Origin of the sequence: Sphingomonas albertensis (genome assembly GCF_014358075.1) — a bacterium.
Classification (GTDB): domain Bacteria; phylum Pseudomonadota; class Alphaproteobacteria; order Sphingomonadales; family Sphingomonadaceae; genus Sphingomonas; species Sphingomonas albertensis.
The window spans coordinates 91,343-106,067 of the sequence record NZ_JACONT010000006.1; the positions used below are offsets into that span (position 1 = coordinate 91,343).

The 14,725-nt window shown below is 67.0% G+C and carries 12 protein-coding genes; 3 read left to right on the forward strand and 9 right to left on the reverse strand.

All coding sequences use genetic code 11. The annotated features are described in order from the left end of the window. Window position 1: 1 nt before the first annotated feature. Genes H8S47_RS04680 through H8S47_RS04690 form a run of 3 tightly spaced genes read right to left on the reverse strand, consistent with a single transcriptional unit; the run spans window position 2 to window position 3,529 of the window. Complete coding sequence (locus H8S47_RS04680; protein WP_187502755.1) at window positions 2-928, reverse strand: Gfo/Idh/MocA family protein; 927 nt, start codon at window positions 926-928, stop codon at window positions 2-4. 2 nt (window positions 929-930) lie between these two features. Then, on the reverse strand, window positions 931-1,923 hold the full coding sequence (araD1, locus tag H8S47_RS04685; protein ID WP_187502756.1) for an AraD1 family protein: 993 nt from the start codon (window positions 1,921-1,923) through the stop codon (window positions 931-933). A 55-nt stretch (window positions 1,924-1,978) separates the two neighbouring features. Continuing rightward, window positions 1,979-3,529 (reverse strand): aldehyde dehydrogenase (NADP(+)), encoded by a 1,551-nt coding sequence (locus H8S47_RS04690; RefSeq protein ID WP_187502757.1) that lies wholly within the window; start codon window positions 3,527-3,529, stop codon window positions 1,979-1,981. A 108-nt stretch (window positions 3,530-3,637) separates the two neighbouring features. On the opposite strand from H8S47_RS04690, the gene H8S47_RS04695 reads away from it, so the two are divergent. Then, complete coding sequence (locus H8S47_RS04695) at window positions 3,638-4,435, forward strand: FadR/GntR family transcriptional regulator (protein WP_187502758.1); 798 nt, start codon at window positions 3,638-3,640, stop codon at window positions 4,433-4,435. Window positions 4,436-4,511: 76 nt separating this feature from the next. Here H8S47_RS04695 and H8S47_RS04700 read toward each other — a convergent pair whose 3' ends face one another. After that, window positions 4,512-5,822, reverse strand: a complete 1,311-nt coding sequence (locus H8S47_RS04700) for a sugar MFS transporter (RefSeq protein WP_398457771.1) — start codon at window positions 5,820-5,822, stop codon at window positions 4,512-4,514. Between the two features lie 155 nt (window positions 5,823-5,977). Between H8S47_RS04700 and H8S47_RS04705 the strand changes: the two genes are divergently transcribed. Both H8S47_RS04705 and H8S47_RS04710 read left to right on the forward strand, forming a co-directional pair. Beyond that, window positions 5,978-7,123 carry an aldose epimerase family protein gene (locus H8S47_RS04705; RefSeq protein WP_187502760.1) on the forward strand — a complete coding sequence of 382 codons (1,146 nt, stop codon included), beginning with the start codon at window positions 5,978-5,980 and terminating at the stop codon, window positions 7,121-7,123. Window positions 7,124-7,169: 46 nt separating this feature from the next. Further along, entirely contained in the window at window positions 7,170-8,972 is a 1,803-nt protein-coding gene (locus H8S47_RS04710; RefSeq protein WP_187502797.1) for an IlvD/Edd family dehydratase, read from the forward strand. Here H8S47_RS04710 and H8S47_RS04715 read toward each other — a convergent pair. The 5 genes from H8S47_RS04715 to H8S47_RS04735 form a co-directional block, all read right to left on the reverse strand. Beyond that, a complete protein-coding gene (locus H8S47_RS04715) occupies window positions 8,966-9,427 on the reverse strand; it encodes a MaoC family dehydratase (protein WP_187502761.1) in 462 nt (153 codons plus the stop codon). The two genes, H8S47_RS04710 and H8S47_RS04715, sit on opposite strands and share 7 nt — an antisense overlap. Further along, on the reverse strand, window positions 9,427-11,265 hold the full coding sequence (locus H8S47_RS04720) for an acetyl/propionyl/methylcrotonyl-CoA carboxylase subunit alpha (RefSeq protein WP_187502762.1): 1,839 nt from the start codon (window positions 11,263-11,265) through the stop codon (window positions 9,427-9,429). Before H8S47_RS04720 ends, H8S47_RS04715 begins: the two co-directional genes overlap by 1 nt. Beyond that, complete coding sequence (locus H8S47_RS04725; protein WP_187502763.1) at window positions 11,262-11,747, reverse strand: nuclear transport factor 2 family protein; 486 nt, start codon at window positions 11,745-11,747, stop codon at window positions 11,262-11,264. The genes H8S47_RS04720 and H8S47_RS04725 overlap by 4 nt, the downstream gene beginning before the upstream one ends. 4 nt (window positions 11,748-11,751) lie before the next feature. Beyond that, window positions 11,752-13,353 carry a carboxyl transferase domain-containing protein gene (locus tag H8S47_RS04730; RefSeq protein ID WP_187502764.1) on the reverse strand — a complete coding sequence of 534 codons (1,602 nt, stop codon included), beginning with the start codon at window positions 13,351-13,353 and terminating at the stop codon, window positions 11,752-11,754. Between the two features lie 115 nt (window positions 13,354-13,468). Further along, the gene (locus H8S47_RS04735) at window positions 13,469-14,635 is read right to left on the reverse strand and encodes an isovaleryl-CoA dehydrogenase (protein WP_187502765.1); all 1,167 of its coding nucleotides are present in this window, start codon (window positions 14,633-14,635) and stop codon (window positions 13,469-13,471) included. Window positions 14,636-14,725 lie beyond the last annotated feature (90 nt).

Sequence of the window (14,725 nt, forward strand, 5' to 3'; positions counted from 1 at the left end):
CTCAATCATCGAAAGCCTCCACGGTTTTGCGGGTGCCGCGCAGGAATGCGTCGGCGACGAGTGTGAACGGGGTCGTGTCGACTTCGCTTTGGCCGCCGCGGATCAGCGCGGCGAAGCGGGTGTAGAGGCCGGGATATTCCTCGTCGTCGTTATGCACCGTGCCGCTCGGCAAAGTGAGCACCGCGCCGCCCTTGGCGAGGCTGAGCGTACCGGCATCGGTCTCGACGGTGATGTCCCAGCTCTGCGGGCCGGTCTGGCGCCAGTCGAGATCCATGCTGATCGGCGTGCCCGCGGCGCTGCGGAAGGTCAGGTCGGCAGCGATCGGCGCCGCGCGGTTGGCGGGCGTCGACAGCGTCGCGGCGGTCAGGAAGAAGGGCTGCGGCAGGATCTCGGTCGCGATCGACAGCGCGTTGATCCCGGGATCGAACACGCCGAGACCACCCGGCTCCCAGATCCACGCCTGCCCCGGATGCCAGACGCGGACATCCTCGCGCCAGACGATCGACACGCGCTGGATCTGCCGGTCGGCGAGCCACGCCTTGGCCGGCGCGACCCCCGCCGCGAACCGCGAATGCCAGCCGGCGAACAGCGTCGTACCGGTCTCGGCTGCCTGGGCTTCGAGCGCATCGACCTCGGCCAGCGTCGCGCCAGGCGGCTTTTCGAGGAACACGTGCACGCGCTTGGCGAGCGCCATCGACGCCAGCTCGTAGCGCACCTGCGGCGGGGTGCAGAGCGCGATCGCGTCGATCGTCGGACCGTCGGCGAGCAACGCCTCCAGCGACGTGTAGTTGGCGACTCCTTCGACGCCGGGATCGCGCGGACTGACGCTGGCCACGAAATCGAAGTCTGGATTACCGGCGATCGAGGGGAGATGCTGGTCGCGGGCGATCTTGCCCATGCCGACGACGGCGACGCGGATGGCGGCCATTCTCAGAGCGCCTTCACGACGACGGGCTGCGGTGCGGCCTTGGTCAGCGTGTTGCGCAAGGGCAATGTGAACGGCGCCGCCTCGATCTCGAACACATCACCTTCGCGCGTCGCCACGCCATCGGCGAACGACAGCGTCGCGGTGCCGAAGAAATGGACGTGCACGTCGCCCGGACGGCGGAACAGGTCGTACTTGAAATGATGCGCTTCGAGGTTGGCGATGCTGTGCGACATGTTCGCCTCGCCCGACAGGAACGGCTTTTCCCACAGCAGGGCGCCGTCGCGGTGAATGCGGCTCGCCCCCTCGATATGCTGGGGCGGCGTGCCGACCAGCAATTCGGGGCCGAGCGACGCCTGGCGCAGCTTCGAATGCGCGAGCCACAGGTAGTTGTGGCGCTCGGTGATGTGATCGCTGAACTCGTTGGCGAGGCACAGGCCGAGGCGGAACGGCGTGCCGTCGGGACCGATCAGGTAGATCCCGGCAAGCTCGGGCTCCTCGCCGCCATCCTCGGCGAAGTCGGGCATCGTCAGCGCAGCACCGGGTGCGACGAGTCCCGAGCCATCGCCCTTGTAGAACCATTCGGGCTGCTGCCCGCGCGTCCCCGCGGCGGGCTTGCCGCCCTCGACGCCTTCGAGGAACATCCGCATCGAATCGGTCTGCTTCTCGGCATCCGCGGCGGCGCGGTGCATCTTGTCGCGGCCCTCGGCCGAGCCGAGATGCGTCAGGCCGGTGCCGGTCATGATCAGGTGCGCGGGATCGACATGATCGATCGGCGAAGTCAGGCGACCGGCGGCGAGTTCGGCGGCGATATCGACGCTGTCGCCCGTTCCGCAGGCCGCTACCGCGGCGGCGAGATCGGTGCCGTCGGCGATCGCGCGTTCGGCCAGCGCGCGGACGCTGTCGACACCGGTAACGAACGCCGCCCCCTCATGAGTGGCCGCGATCACCGATCGCGTGCCGTCGACGCCAACATGCTGCAACAGGCGCAAAGTCATCAGTCTCTCTCCTAGTCGGGACGCCGCTGTTACGGTTCGTCCCCCGATATTTCGATTAGTTGGCAGGAACGCCGTCGATCAGCCGCGGCGCCGTCGTGCCGTCACGCAGCACCTCCGGCAGCAGTTCGGGCAGCAAATTCTGGTACGACACCGGCCGCAGGAAGCGATCGATCGCGAGGCTGCCGACCGAGGTCGTGCGGCCGTCCGACGTCGCCGGGAACGGACCGCCATGCACCATCGCATGCGCGACCTCGACACCGGTCGGCCAGCCGTTCGCGAGAATCCGTCCGGCCTTGCGCTCGAGCAGCGGGATCAGCCGCGACGCCATGTCGGCATCGCCCGCGTCCATCTGGATCGTCGCGGTCAGCTGGCCCTCGGCGGCGCGCAGCACGGCGTGGAGCTCGTCCTCGCTCGTGCAGCGGACCAGCAGCGACGACGCACCGAACACTTCATGACCCAGCGCCTTGTCGCTCAGGAACTGCGCCGCGGTCGTCTCGAAGAACGCCGCCTGCCCCTGTGCGACGCCTTCGCCGACCTTGCCGCGCGAAATCTCCTTCACCGCCGCATGGCTCGCAAGCGCGGCGATGCCCTGCTCATACGCGGCATGGATACCGCCGGTGAGCATCGTCGCAGCCGGCGCCTCGGGCAGCGCGGTGGCCGCGGCGGAGACGAACGCGTCGAGCCCATCGCCTTCGACCGCGAGCACGAGACCGGGGTTGGTGCAGAACTGCCCCGCCCCCATCGTCAGCGACCCGACGAACGCCGTCCCGAGCGCCGCGCCGCGAGCCTTCAGGGCTTCGGGCAGCAGCACGACCGGGTTGATGCTCGACATCTCGGCATAGACCGGAATGGGGACCTCACGACCCTGCGCGAGCTTGACGAGCGCCAGGCCGCCGGCACGCGATCCGGTGAAGCCGACCGCGGCGATGCGCGGATCCTGCACCAGCGCGCTACCGAGATCGTTGCCGGGGCCGACCAGATGCGAGAACACGCCCTTCGGCAAACCACAGGCTGCAACCGCGGCGTCGATCGCGCCGGCGACCATCGCGCCGGTCGCGGGATGCGCCGGGTGACCCTTGACGACGACCGGGCAACCGGCCGCCAGCGCCGACGCGGTGTCGCCGCCGGCGGTCGAGAAGGCGAGCGGGAAATTGCTCGCGCCGAACACCGCGACCGGGCCGAGCGGGATCATCCGCAGCCGCAGATCGGGACGCGGCAGCGGTGCGCGATCGGGGAGCGCGGGCTCGATCCGCAGCCCCATCCAGCCGCCGCGACGGACGACGCCCGCGAACAGCTTCAACTGGCCGACGGTACGACCGCGCTCGCCCTCGAGCCGCGCGCGCGGCAGGCCGCTTTCGCGCATCGCGGTGACGATCAGGTCGTCACCGAGCGCGACGATCTCGTCGCCAATCCGCTCGAGGAAATCGGCCCGCGCGTCGTTGCCGGTCGCGCGATACGCATCGAAGGCGGCGTCGGCGGCAACGCAGGCGGCCTCGACGTCGGCTGGACCATGGACCGCGATCGGATTACCCACCGCAAGTCCGGTGGCGGCATCGATGGATCGAAACGCCGAACGCTCGGTCTGGCTCGTGCTTGTGTCTGACATAGTATCCACTCCCTATACTCCGACATATAAGCGGCGCCGGGCTTTGGCAATCTTTGTCGTTCCTTGATCGCGCAGGGACTGTTACGCCGTGTTCAGGGAGCAAGCGTTATGACGGACACCGATCATATTGGGGATCATATCGGGGATCATATCGAGGATCCCGTGGAGGTTGGCAGTGGAGACGAAACGCCGGTCGCCCGCGTTCCGCGCGGCACGGGTCGGCGCCTTCACGGTGCGGTGGCGCACAAGCTGGGCACCGCGATATTGTCGGGGGAGTATGCACCCGGCGACACGCTGTCCGGCGAGGTCGAGTTCTCGAAAACGCTCGACGTGTCGCGCAGCGCCTACCGCGAGGCGGTCCAGGTCCTGACCGCCAAGGGACTGGTCGAAAGTCGACCGAAGATCGGTACGCGCGTCCTGCCGCGCAGTCGGTGGAACCTGCTCGATCCCGACGTGCTCGCCTGGGCGTTTGCGGGCGAGCCCGACATCACCTTCGTCCGGGGGTTGTTCGAATTGCGCGCGATCGTCGAGCCGGCGGCGGCGGCGCTTGCCGCGGAACGGCGCGAACGAACCGACCTAAAGATCATGAAGGATGCGCTGGCGGCAATGCGGCGACATACGCTGGCTACCGAAGCGGGGCGCGCCGCGGATCGCGAGTTTCACGACGCGGTGCTGACCGCGACGGGCAACGATGCGCTGATCGTGCTGAGTGCGAGCATCGGTGCGGCGGTCAACTGGACGACGCAGTTCAAGCAGCGCGCCCGTGCCCTGCCCCGCAATCCGATTCCCGATCACATGCTGGTCTATGACGCGATCGCCGCGGGCGATGCGAACGGCGCCAGCGCGGCGATGCGGACGCTGGTCGACCTGGCGCTGGAGGATACGAAACTGGCGATGGCGCGCTGATCGCACGCCACCGCCGTTTCGTCGCTGCCCGCTAAATCAGCGCTAAATCGGCGCCCCGGTCAAGGGGCGCCGCACTTCAGGAAACGGCGACAGGATCTGGCAGCGCGTCGGTCACGCGCGAGCCCCAGACCGCGTAGAACAGGATGTAGAGTTCGCACGCCGCGGTCAGCAGGAACGAGATCTGCAACCCGTAGGTATCGGCGAGCCAACCCTGAACGATCACCAGCGCACCGCCCGCGATCGCCATGATCAGCAGCCCCGACCCTTCCTCGGTCAGCGGACCGAGGCCGCGGATGCCGAGCGTGAAGATCGTCGGGAACATGATCGAGTGGAACAGCCCGACCGAGATCAGCGCCCACATCGCGACATGGCCGGTGGTGAAAGTCGCGATCAGCATGACGACGAATGCGCCGATGCTCGCCACCGCCAGCACGCGCTCGGCGGGGATCGTCCGCATCACGACGCTGCCGACCAGCCGGCCGACCATCATCCCGCCCCACAGGATGAACAGATAATGCGAGGCCTGTTCGTGCGTCAGATTGCCGATCTGCGGCTGGCTGACGAAGTTGATAAACAGATTGGCGACACCGATCTCGGCTATCAGATAAATGAAGATCGCCGGGATGCCGAGCACCAGGTTGCGGTGCGACCAGAGCGACAGCCCCTTCCGATCCGCCTTGGCCGAGCGCTGAGTGGCTGCGCCCATCGCCGGCAGCGGGAAGCGCGCGATGACGATCGCGAGCACCACCAGCACGCCCGCGACGATCAGATACGGCAGCACCACCGACTGTGCGTCGGCAAGCCGCTCGGCCGGGGTCAGCACCGCGGTCGACCCGGCGACGGCGGTGCCCGAGGTCGAGCGGCCGAGGATCAGATAGCCGCCGAACAACGGCGCCAGCGTCGCGCCGGCCGAGTTGAACGCCTGGACCAGGTTCAATCGCGACGACGCGGTCTCGGGCGGACCGACGACGGCGACGTACGGATTGGCCGCGACCTGGAGCAGCGTGATGCCGCTCGCGATCACGAACAGCGCGACCAGCGTGACGCCGTAGCTGGGCAGTCGCGCGGCGGGCACCATCATCAGCGCGCCGACCGCCATCAGGCCGAGCCCGAACACCATCGCGCGCTGATAGCCGACCCGCTCGATCAGCTTGGCGGACGGGATCGACGCGAAGAAATAGGCGATGAACCAGACGCTCTCGATCAGCGTGGTCTGCGTGTAACTCAGGTCGAACACGCTGCGCAGATGCGGCAGCAAGGTGTTGTTGATGACCGTGATGAAGCCCCACATGAAGAACAGGCTGGCGAGCAGGGTCAGCGCGGAGCGGTAACTGGGACTGCCCCCCGGCGGACCCTGTGTCGCTGCGCCCTCGACGGGTCGTTGCATCTGTATCGGCATCGCCATAATCGCTCACCCTCCGTGCCATGTCGGCGACTGAACGACAGTCTTTTCCCGCATGGCTTGCTCAGAAATATATTGTCCGACTATATAGCCTCACAAGGCGCGTCAACGGCGTCGAGCGATTAAGGACGGGAACCGAAATGCGCGCAATCGGAAAAACGGGGATCATCATGGCGGCCGTGCTGACGGCGGTATCGACGCAGGCTGCGTCGGCCGCGTCGGCCAAGCGCGAGTCGTTCGGCAAATTGCCCGACGGCACCGCAATCGAAGCCGTCACGCTGACCGGCACCAATGGTGTGAGCGCGCGAATCATGACCCTCGGCGCGACGCTCCAGTCGTTGAACGCGCCCGACCGCAACGGCAAGGTGGCGGACATCACGCTCGGCTATGACGATGCCGCGAGCTACGCCAGCGCGCCCAATTTCTGGGGCCAGACGATCGGCCGCTATGCCAACCGCATCGCCGGCGGCCGCTTCACGCTCGACGGCAAAGCGTATCAATTGCCGCTCAACGACAAGACCAACACGCTGCACGGCGGCACCGTCGGGTTCGACAAGCTGGTGTGGAAAATCGTCTCGGTCACCAACGGCGCGCAGGCAAAGGTCGTGATGACGATGACCAGCCCGGCGGGCGACCAGGGCTATCCCGGCACGTTGATGGCCAAGGTCACCTATTCGCTCGACGACAAGGGCGCGCTGACGATCGATTTCGACGCGACCACCGATGCGCCGACGATCGTCAACATGACCAACCACGCGCTGTTCGATCTGGCCGGCGAAGGCTCGGCGACCGGGATCTACGGCCAGCGGCTGACGATCCCGGCGCGGCGCTACACCCCAGTGAACGCCACGCTGATTCCGACCGGCGAGATGAAGCCCGTTGCGGGCACGGTGTTCGACTTCACCAAGGGTCGCGCTCTGTCCGACGGCATTCGCGACGGCCGCGATCCGCAGATCGTGATCGGCCATGGCTGGGATCACAACTTCGTGCTCGACAAGGGCGCGACGCCCGAGCCCGGCCTCGCCGCCCGCGTGGAAGATCCAGCGTCGGGCCGCGTGCTCGAAGTGCTGACCACCGAGCCCGGCGTACAGTTCTATTCGGGCAATTTCCTCGACGGGTCGTTGATCGGCAAGTCGGGCCATGTCTACCGGATGGGCGACGGCCTGGCGCTCGAACCGCAGAAGTTTCCGGACACGCCCAACCAGCCCGCGTTCGGCTCTGCGCGCGTCGATCCCGGCAAGCCCTATCATCATCGCATGATCTACCGCGTCTCCGTCGCGCGTTGATCCTACCGATCCCGATCTTCCAGAAAGCCTCCCGATGACCGACCCGATGACCGACATGCCCCCCGCTTCCAGCAAGCTCCGCAGCCGCGCGTGGTTCGACAACCCCGAGAATATCGACATGACCGCGCTCTATCTCGAGCGGTATCTGAACTTCGGGCTGAGCCTGGAGGAATTGCGCTCGGGCAAGCCGATCATCGGCATCGCGCAGACCGGCAGCGACCTGAGCCCGTGCAACCGCCACCATCTCGTGCTGGCCGAACGCCTGCGCGAAGGCATCCGTGAAGCCGGCGGGATCGCGCTCGAATTCCCCGTCCACCCGATCCAGGAAACCGGCAAGCGCCCGACCGCCGGGCTCGACCGCAACCTCGCCTATCTGGCACTGGTCGAGGTGCTCTACGGCTATCCGCTCGACGGCGTGGTCCTGACGATCGGCTGCGACAAGACCACGCCCGCGTGCCTGATGGCGGCGGCGACCGTCAACATCCCGGCGATCGCGTTGTCGGTGGGGCCGATGCTCAACGGCTGGCACAAGGGCGAGCGGACCGGGTCGGGGACGATCGTGTGGAAGGCGCGCGAGCTGCTCGCGACCGGCGCGATCGACGACGAGGGCTTCATCAAGCTCGTCGCGTCGTCCGCGCCCTCGACCGGCTATTGCAACACGATGGGCACCGCGACGACGATGAACAGCCTTGCCGAAGCGCTCGGCATGCAGCTGCCCGGCTCGGCCGCGATCCCCGCGCCGTATCGTGACCGCCAGGAGGTCGCGTACAAGACCGGCAAGCGCATCGTCGACATGGTCGCCGAGGACCTGAAGCCTTCGGACATCCTGACCAAGGAGGCGTTCCACAACGCGATCGTCGTCAATTCGGCGATCGGCGGCTCGACCAACGCACCGATCCACTTGGCCGCGATTGCGCGTCACATCGGCGTCGACCTGCCGATCGACGACTGGCAGACGCACGGCCACAAGGTGCCGCTGATGGTCAACCTTCAGCCAGCGGGCGAATATCTTGGCGAGGATTATTATCATGCCGGCGGCGTCCCCGCGGTGGTTGCCGAGCTGATGAAGCAGGGCCTGATCCACGAGGACGCGATGACCGCCAACGGCAAGTCGATCGGCGACAATTGCCGGACCGCGACGATCGAGGACGAGCGCGTCATCCGCCCGTTCGCGACGCCGTTGCTGGAGGATGCCGGCTTCATCGTGCTGCGCGGCAATCTGTTCGACTCGGCGATCATGAAGACCAGCGTGATTTCGCCCGAGTTCCGTGACCGGTATTTGAGCAACCCGGACGATCTCGAGGCATTCGAGGGCCCCGCGGTCGTGTTCGACGGGCCGGAGGATTATCACCATCGGATCGACGATCCCTCGCTCGGGATCACGACCGACACGTTGCTGTTCATGCGTGGCGCCGGCCCGATCGGCTATCCGGGTGCGGCCGAGGTCGTGAATATGCGGCCGCCGGCGTATCTGATCCGGGAGGGGGTCCATGCTCTCCCCTGCATCGGTGACGGTCGTCAGTCGGGGACGTCGGGGTCGCCGTCGATCCTCAACGCCTCGCCTGAGGCGGCGGCGATGGGTGGGCTTGCGCTGATCCGGACCGGCGACCGGGTTCGCATCGATCTCGCCAAGGGCAGCGCCAACGTGCTGATCTCCGACGAGGAGCTCGCCGAGCGCCGCCGTGCGCTGACCGCAGACGGTGGCTATGCCTTCCCGCGCTCGCAGACGCCGTGGCAGGAAATTCAGCGCGCGACTGTCGGTCAGATGGAAACGGGTGCGATCCTGGAGGGCGCCGAGAAGTATCAGCGGATCGCGCAGACGATGGGCCTACCGCGCGACAATCACTGAGGCACGCCAGCGCGCCGCTCGATCAGGGCGGTGCGCAGGCATTGGCAAACGATCTCGTCGCGCTGGTTGATCAGCCGGTGCGTGAAGGTGACGATGCCTGCGTTCGGGCGCGACTTGCTGGGCTTGAGGTCGGTCACCTCGGTCTGGCAGCGCATCGTGTCGCCGATGAACACGGGTTTCGGATGCACCAGCTTGTCGTAGCCGAGATTGGCGACGAGCGTGCCAAGCGTCGTCTCGCCGACCGACAAACCGACCATCAGCGCGAAGGTGAAGGTGCCGTTGACGAGGATTTGGCCGAACTCGCTCGCCTTCGCCGCCTCGATGTCGAGGTGGAGCGGTTGCGGGTTGTGGGTCATGGTCGAGAACAGGAGGTTGTCCGTCTCGGTCACCGTGCGGCGGATCTCGTGCTCGATCCGGTCGCCGATGCTCCAGTCGTCGTAATAGCGGCCTGCCATCAGGCGTCCTTTTCGATGCGGACGAGCATGGTGCCCTCGGTCACCTGCCCGCCCTCGATTGCGTTGAGGTCCGCAACAATGCCGTCGAACGGTGCGGTGAGGGAGTGCTCCATCTTCATCGCCTCCAGCGTGACGAGCTTCTGGCCCTTGGTGACCGTATCGCCCGCCGCGACGTCGACCGCGATGATGCGCCCGGGCATAGGCGACAGGATCGCGCCGTCCGCTGCCCCGCCCGCCGCCACGCCCGATGCACGCCACGGCTTCAGCTGCCAGGTCTGGCCGGCTTCGGAGATCAGCACGTCTTCGAACGCGGGCATCTTCCCGGCGTGTCCGTCGAGTTCGACCTCGACTGGTTCGCCGTCGAGCAGGAACGTCGCGCTGCGGCGGGCGGCGGCGTTGAGGCGGAAGCCCGCGATCGGATCGGCGGATACCAGCGCGCCGGCGGCCTCGGTGAGAGCCTCTTCGGTCGGGTGCGTCGGCGGCATGAGCGCGTCGCCTTCGCGGGCGATCAGGCCGGTGTCGAGCGTGCCCGTAACGAAGTCGGGATGGTCGAGCGCCTCGACGAGGAACCCGGCGTTAGAGCGTACCGGCCAGACGACTGCGCCGTCGAGCGCGTCCGCCAAGGCTTCGCGCGCGGTCTCGCGGTCCTCGCCCCAGGCGATCACCTTGGCGATCATCGGGTCGTAGAAAGGCGAGATTTCCGCGCCCTGCTCGACCCCGGTATCGACGCGGGCGGTGGTGCCGAGATCGAAGCGTTCGAGCGTGCCGATGGAGGGCAGGAAACCCTTGGCGGGATCCTCGGCATAGAGCCGTGCTTCCATCGCCCAGCCGTCGATCGCCAGCTCATCCTGACGTTTCGGCAAAGGCTCGCCGCTCGCAACGCGGAGTTGCCATTCGACCAGATCCTGCCCGGTGATCTCTTCGGTGACCGGATGCTCGACCTGGAGCCGCGTGTTCATTTCCATGAACCAGATGCGGTCGGCGCGGAGGCCTTCGCTGGCGTCGGCGATGAACTCGATCGTACCGGCGCCAACGTAGTCGACCGCCTTGGCGGCCTTAACCGCGGCGGCACAGATCGCTTCGCGGGTGGCGGCGTCCATGCCCGGTGCGGGGGCTTCCTCGATCACCTTCTGGTGGCGGCGCTGGAGCGAGCAGTCGCGCTCGAACAAATGGACGACGTTGCCGTGGCTGTCGCCGAAGACCTGCACCTCGATATGGCGCGGCGAGAGGATGTATTTCTCGATCAGGACGTCGGTATTGCCGAACGACGAGGCAGCCTCGCGCTGGCACGAGACAAGCGCGTCGGCGAAGTCGGCGGCGGTATCGACGCGGCGCATGCCCTTGCCGCCACCGCCGGCGACCGCTTTGATGAGGACCGGGTAGCCGATCGCGTCGGCCTCCACCTTCAGACGTTCGGGAGACTGGTCCTCGCCGAGATAGCCGGGCGTGACGGGTACGTCGGCGGCGATCATGCGCTGTTTCGCGGCGTCCTTGAGGCCCATCGCGCGGATGCTGTCGGGGTTGGGGCCGACCCAGATCAGCCCGGCGTCGAGCACGGCTTGGGCGAAGTCGGCATTCTCCGAGAGGAAACCGTAGCCGGGGTGGATCGCTTCGGCACCGGTCTGCTTCGCCGCGGCGATGATGCGCTCGCCGACTAGGTAGCTTTCGCGCGCTGGGGACGCGCCGATGTGCACGGCTTCGTCGGCTTGACGGAGATGGAGCGCGTTGGCGTCGGCGTCCGAATAGACCGCGATCGTGCGGATGCCGAGCGCCCTTGCGGTGCGGATGATACGGCAGGCGATCTCGCCGCGGTTGGCGATCAGGAGGGATGTGATCATTGCACAGCGCAGCCAGTGGTCCGCGAAGACCAAGTGATGTTGGCGATCTTCCAGCGGCCCGCCTCCCGCACCATGTCGAAATGATCGGTGCCGCAATGCGCGACCTTGCCGTCGATCGTGAAGACGTAGGGCGACCAGACCATCGCGATGTCGCCGTCGATGTCGACCGCGGGATCGGTGAGGCGTTCGGCGTAGCGTTCGGGGCCGGGCTTGATCATGGCGGCGAACGCCGGCCAGGCCATGCGGCGGATGCTCCGCGTGCCGTCGGGCTTTTCCTCGGCGACGGTGGCGCCGCCGTCGGCGCGGACCTGGGCGAGGATGGCCTGCCCGTCGCGCGCGGCCAGCGCAGCGAAGAGCGCGTCGATCGGGACCATGACGCCGGCCTCTTCGGTAGCGACGGCGGGCGGCAGGCCGGTGCCTTTGACGATCGGCTGGACCGGCGTGATCTGTCCGGCGGCGAGAAGAAGTGACAGCAGGATCATCGGGTTACATCCTGAACACGCCGAACGCGGGGCGTTCGGGGATGGGAGCGTTGAGCGTCGCGGCAAAGGCCAGGCCGAGCACATCACGGGTCTGCGCGGGATCGATGATGCCGTCGTCCCACAGCCGCGCGGTCGCGTACCAGGGGTTGCCCTCGTCCTCGTATTTCTGGCGGACCGGCGCCTTGAAGGCTTCGGCCTGTTCGGGCGTCCAGCTTTCCGCGTCGCGGTGGACGGTGGCGAGGACGGAGGCCGCCTGCTCGCCGCCCATCACGCTGATCCGGCTGTTGGGCCAGGTGAAGAGGAAGCGTGGGGAATAAGCGCGGCCGCACATCCCGTAATTGCCAGCGCCAAAGCTGCCGCCGATCAGCACCGTGATCTTCGGGACGGTCGCGGTGGCGACGGCCGTGACGAGCTTGGCGCCGTGCTTGGCGATGCCCTCCGCCTCGTACTTGCCGCCGACCATGAAGCCGGAGATGTTCTGGAGGAACAGTAGCGGGATCTTCCGCTGGCAGGCGAGTTCGATGAAATGCGCGCCCTTCTGTGCGCTTTCGCTGAAGAGCACGCCGTTGTTGGCGAGGATCGCGACCGGGATGCCCCAGATATGCGCGAACCCGCAGACGAGCGAGGTGCCGTAGAGCGCCTTGAACTCGTGGAACTCACTGCCGTCGACCAGCCGCGCGATGACTTCGTGGACGTCGTAGGGCGCGCGGACGTCGCTCGGGACGATGCCGTACAGCTCTTCGGGCGCGAACTTCGGCGGCCTGGGCTGCTGGAGGTTCACCGCGGTCTGCGCCTGCGGTTGCAGCGTCGAGACGATGTCGCGGACGATCGTCAGCGCGTGTTCGTCGTTCTCGGCGACGTGATCGACCACGCCCGAGCGGCGGCCATGCGTGTCGGCACCGCCCAGTTCCTCGGCCGAAATGACCTCGCCGGTCGCGGCTTTCACCAGAGGTGGGCCGGCGAGAAAGATCGTCCCCTGCCCGCGGACGATGATCGTCTCGTCGGACATTGCGGGGACGTACGCGCCGCCGGCGGTGCAGCTTCCCATGACGCAGGCGATCTGCGGGATGCCGAGCGCGGACATCTGCGCCTGGTTGAAGAAGATGCGACCGAAGTGATCGCGGTCGGGAAAGACCTCAGCCTGATGCGGCAGGTTGGCGCCACCGCTGTCGACGAGGTAGATGCAGGGGAGCCGGTTCTCCTGCGCGATTTCCTGCGCGCGGAGGTGTTTCTTGACGGTGAGCGGGTAGTAGGTGCCGCCCTTCACCGTCGCGTCGTTGCAGACGATCATGCACTGGCGACCGGACACGCGGCCGATGCCGACAATCAGGCCGGCGCCGGGGACTTCGTTATCGTAGAGGCCGTTCGCGACGAGCTGGCCGATTTCGAGGAAGGGCGAGCCGGGGTCGAGCAGGCGTTCGACGCGGTCGCGGGGGAGGAGCTTGCCGCGGGACGTGTGCCGCTCGCGGGACTTGGCGTTGCCGCCTAGCGCGGTTCGGGCGACGTCTTCGCGGAGGACTTCGGCAAGCGCGCGGTTGTGGGTCGCATTCGCGCGGAAGGTTTCGCTGTCGGGGGACAGCGCGGAGGTCAGGACGGGCGCGGTCACTTGATTCCCCTCCCGCTCACGGGAGGGGTTAGGGGAGGGAATGCGGCCAGGAAGGACGCTTGTGGCAGGCCCTCCCCCGACCCCTCCCGCAAGCGGGAGGGGAGCAGTAGGCGCATCACTGCGCCACCTTCGGGGCGGCACCTATCAATTCACGCCCGATCAGCATCCGGCGAATCTCGTTCGTCCCGGCGCCGATGTCGAGCAACTTCGCATCCCGCATGAACCGCTCGACCGGCCAGTCCTTCGTGTACCCTGCCCCACCCAGCGCCTGGATCGACTCGAGCGACACCTTCACCGCGCTCTCGCTCGCCAGCAGGATCGCGCCCGCCGCGTCGAACCGCGTCGTCTTGCCCGCATCGCACGACTTCGCCACCGCATAGACGTACGCGCGCGCCGAACTCAGCGCGACGTACATGTCGGCGACCTTGGCCTGAATCAGCTGGAACTGGCCGATCGCCGTCCCGAACTGCTTCCGCTCGCGCACATAGGGGATCACGACGTCGAGGCACGCCTGCATGATGCCGAGCTGGATCCCGGCGAGCACCGCGCGCTCATAGTCGAGACCCGACATCAGCACGCCGACGCCGCCATTTTCAGGACCCATGACGTTCTCGACCGGAACCAGGCAATCGCTGAACACGAGTTCCGCCGTAGGCGACCCGCGCATCCCCATCTTGTCGATCTTCTGACCGATCGAGAAGCCCGGCATGTCCTTCTCGATCAGGAAGGCGGTGATCCCGCGCGAGCCCTCGCCGGTCTTCGCATAGACGACCAGGGTATCGGCGTAGGTCGCGTTGGTGATCCAGAACTTCGTGCCGTTGAGGACGTAGCCGGCGTCGGTCTTGACGGCCTTGAGCTTCATCGAGACGACGTCGGAGCCCGCGCCGGCTTCGGACATGGCGAGGCTGCCGACATGCTCGCCCGACACGAGCTTGGGGAGGTATTTCGCCTTCTGCTCGGGGTTGCCCCAGCGGCGGATCTGGTTGACGCACAGGTTCGAATGCGCGCCGTAGCTGAGTCCGATCGAGGCGGACGCGCGGCTGACTTCCTCAACCGCGACGACGTGTTCGAGATAGCCGAGGCCGAGGCCGCCAAACTCCTCCTCGACGGTGATACCGTGCAGCCCGAGTTCGCCCATCGCCGGCCACAGTTCGCGCGGGAACCAGTCGTCGGCGTCGATCTTCGCGGCCAAGGGCGCGATCTTGTCGGTGGCGAAGCGGTGCGTGCTCTCGCGGATCATGTCCGCGGATTCGCCGAGTGCGAAATCGAAATCGGGTATCATGCAGCCTCTCCAGACCTTGTGTTGCGACCATGATACGCGGTCGCGGGCCCCAAGAGAAATTGATACGACCGAACATATGCGATAGATCGT

Excerpts from the sequence above, each read along its gene's own strand:
- H8S47_RS04680 (WP_187502755.1), bottom strand. The coding sequence starts at position 928 with ATGGCCGCCATCCGCGTCGCCGTCGTCGGCATGGGCAAGATCGCCCGC.
- araD1 (WP_187502756.1), bottom strand. The coding sequence starts at position 1,923 with ATGACTTTGCGCCTGTTGCAGCATGTTGGCGTCGACGGCACGCGATCG.
- H8S47_RS04690 (WP_187502757.1), bottom strand. The coding sequence starts at position 3,529 with ATGTCAGACACAAGCACGAGCCAGACCGAGCGTTCGGCGTTTCGATCC.
- H8S47_RS04695 (WP_187502758.1), top strand. The coding sequence starts at position 3,638 with ATGACGGACACCGATCATATTGGGGATCATATCGGGGATCATATCGAG.
- H8S47_RS04700 (WP_398457771.1), bottom strand. The coding sequence starts at position 5,822 with ATGCAACGACCCGTCGAGGGCGCAGCGACACAGGGTCCGCCGGGGGGC.
- H8S47_RS04705 (WP_187502760.1), top strand. The coding sequence starts at position 5,978 with ATGCGCGCAATCGGAAAAACGGGGATCATCATGGCGGCCGTGCTGACG.
- H8S47_RS04710 (WP_187502797.1), top strand. The coding sequence starts at position 7,170 with ATGACCGACATGCCCCCCGCTTCCAGCAAGCTCCGCAGCCGCGCGTGG.
- H8S47_RS04715 (WP_187502761.1), bottom strand. The coding sequence starts at position 9,427 with ATGGCAGGCCGCTATTACGACGACTGGAGCATCGGCGACCGGATCGAG.
- H8S47_RS04720 (WP_187502762.1), bottom strand. The coding sequence starts at position 11,265 with ATGATCACATCCCTCCTGATCGCCAACCGCGGCGAGATCGCCTGCCGT.
- H8S47_RS04725 (WP_187502763.1), bottom strand. The coding sequence starts at position 11,747 with ATGATCCTGCTGTCACTTCTTCTCGCCGCCGGACAGATCACGCCGGTC.
- H8S47_RS04735 (WP_187502765.1), bottom strand. The coding sequence starts at position 14,635 with ATGATACCCGATTTCGATTTCGCACTCGGCGAATCCGCGGACATGATC.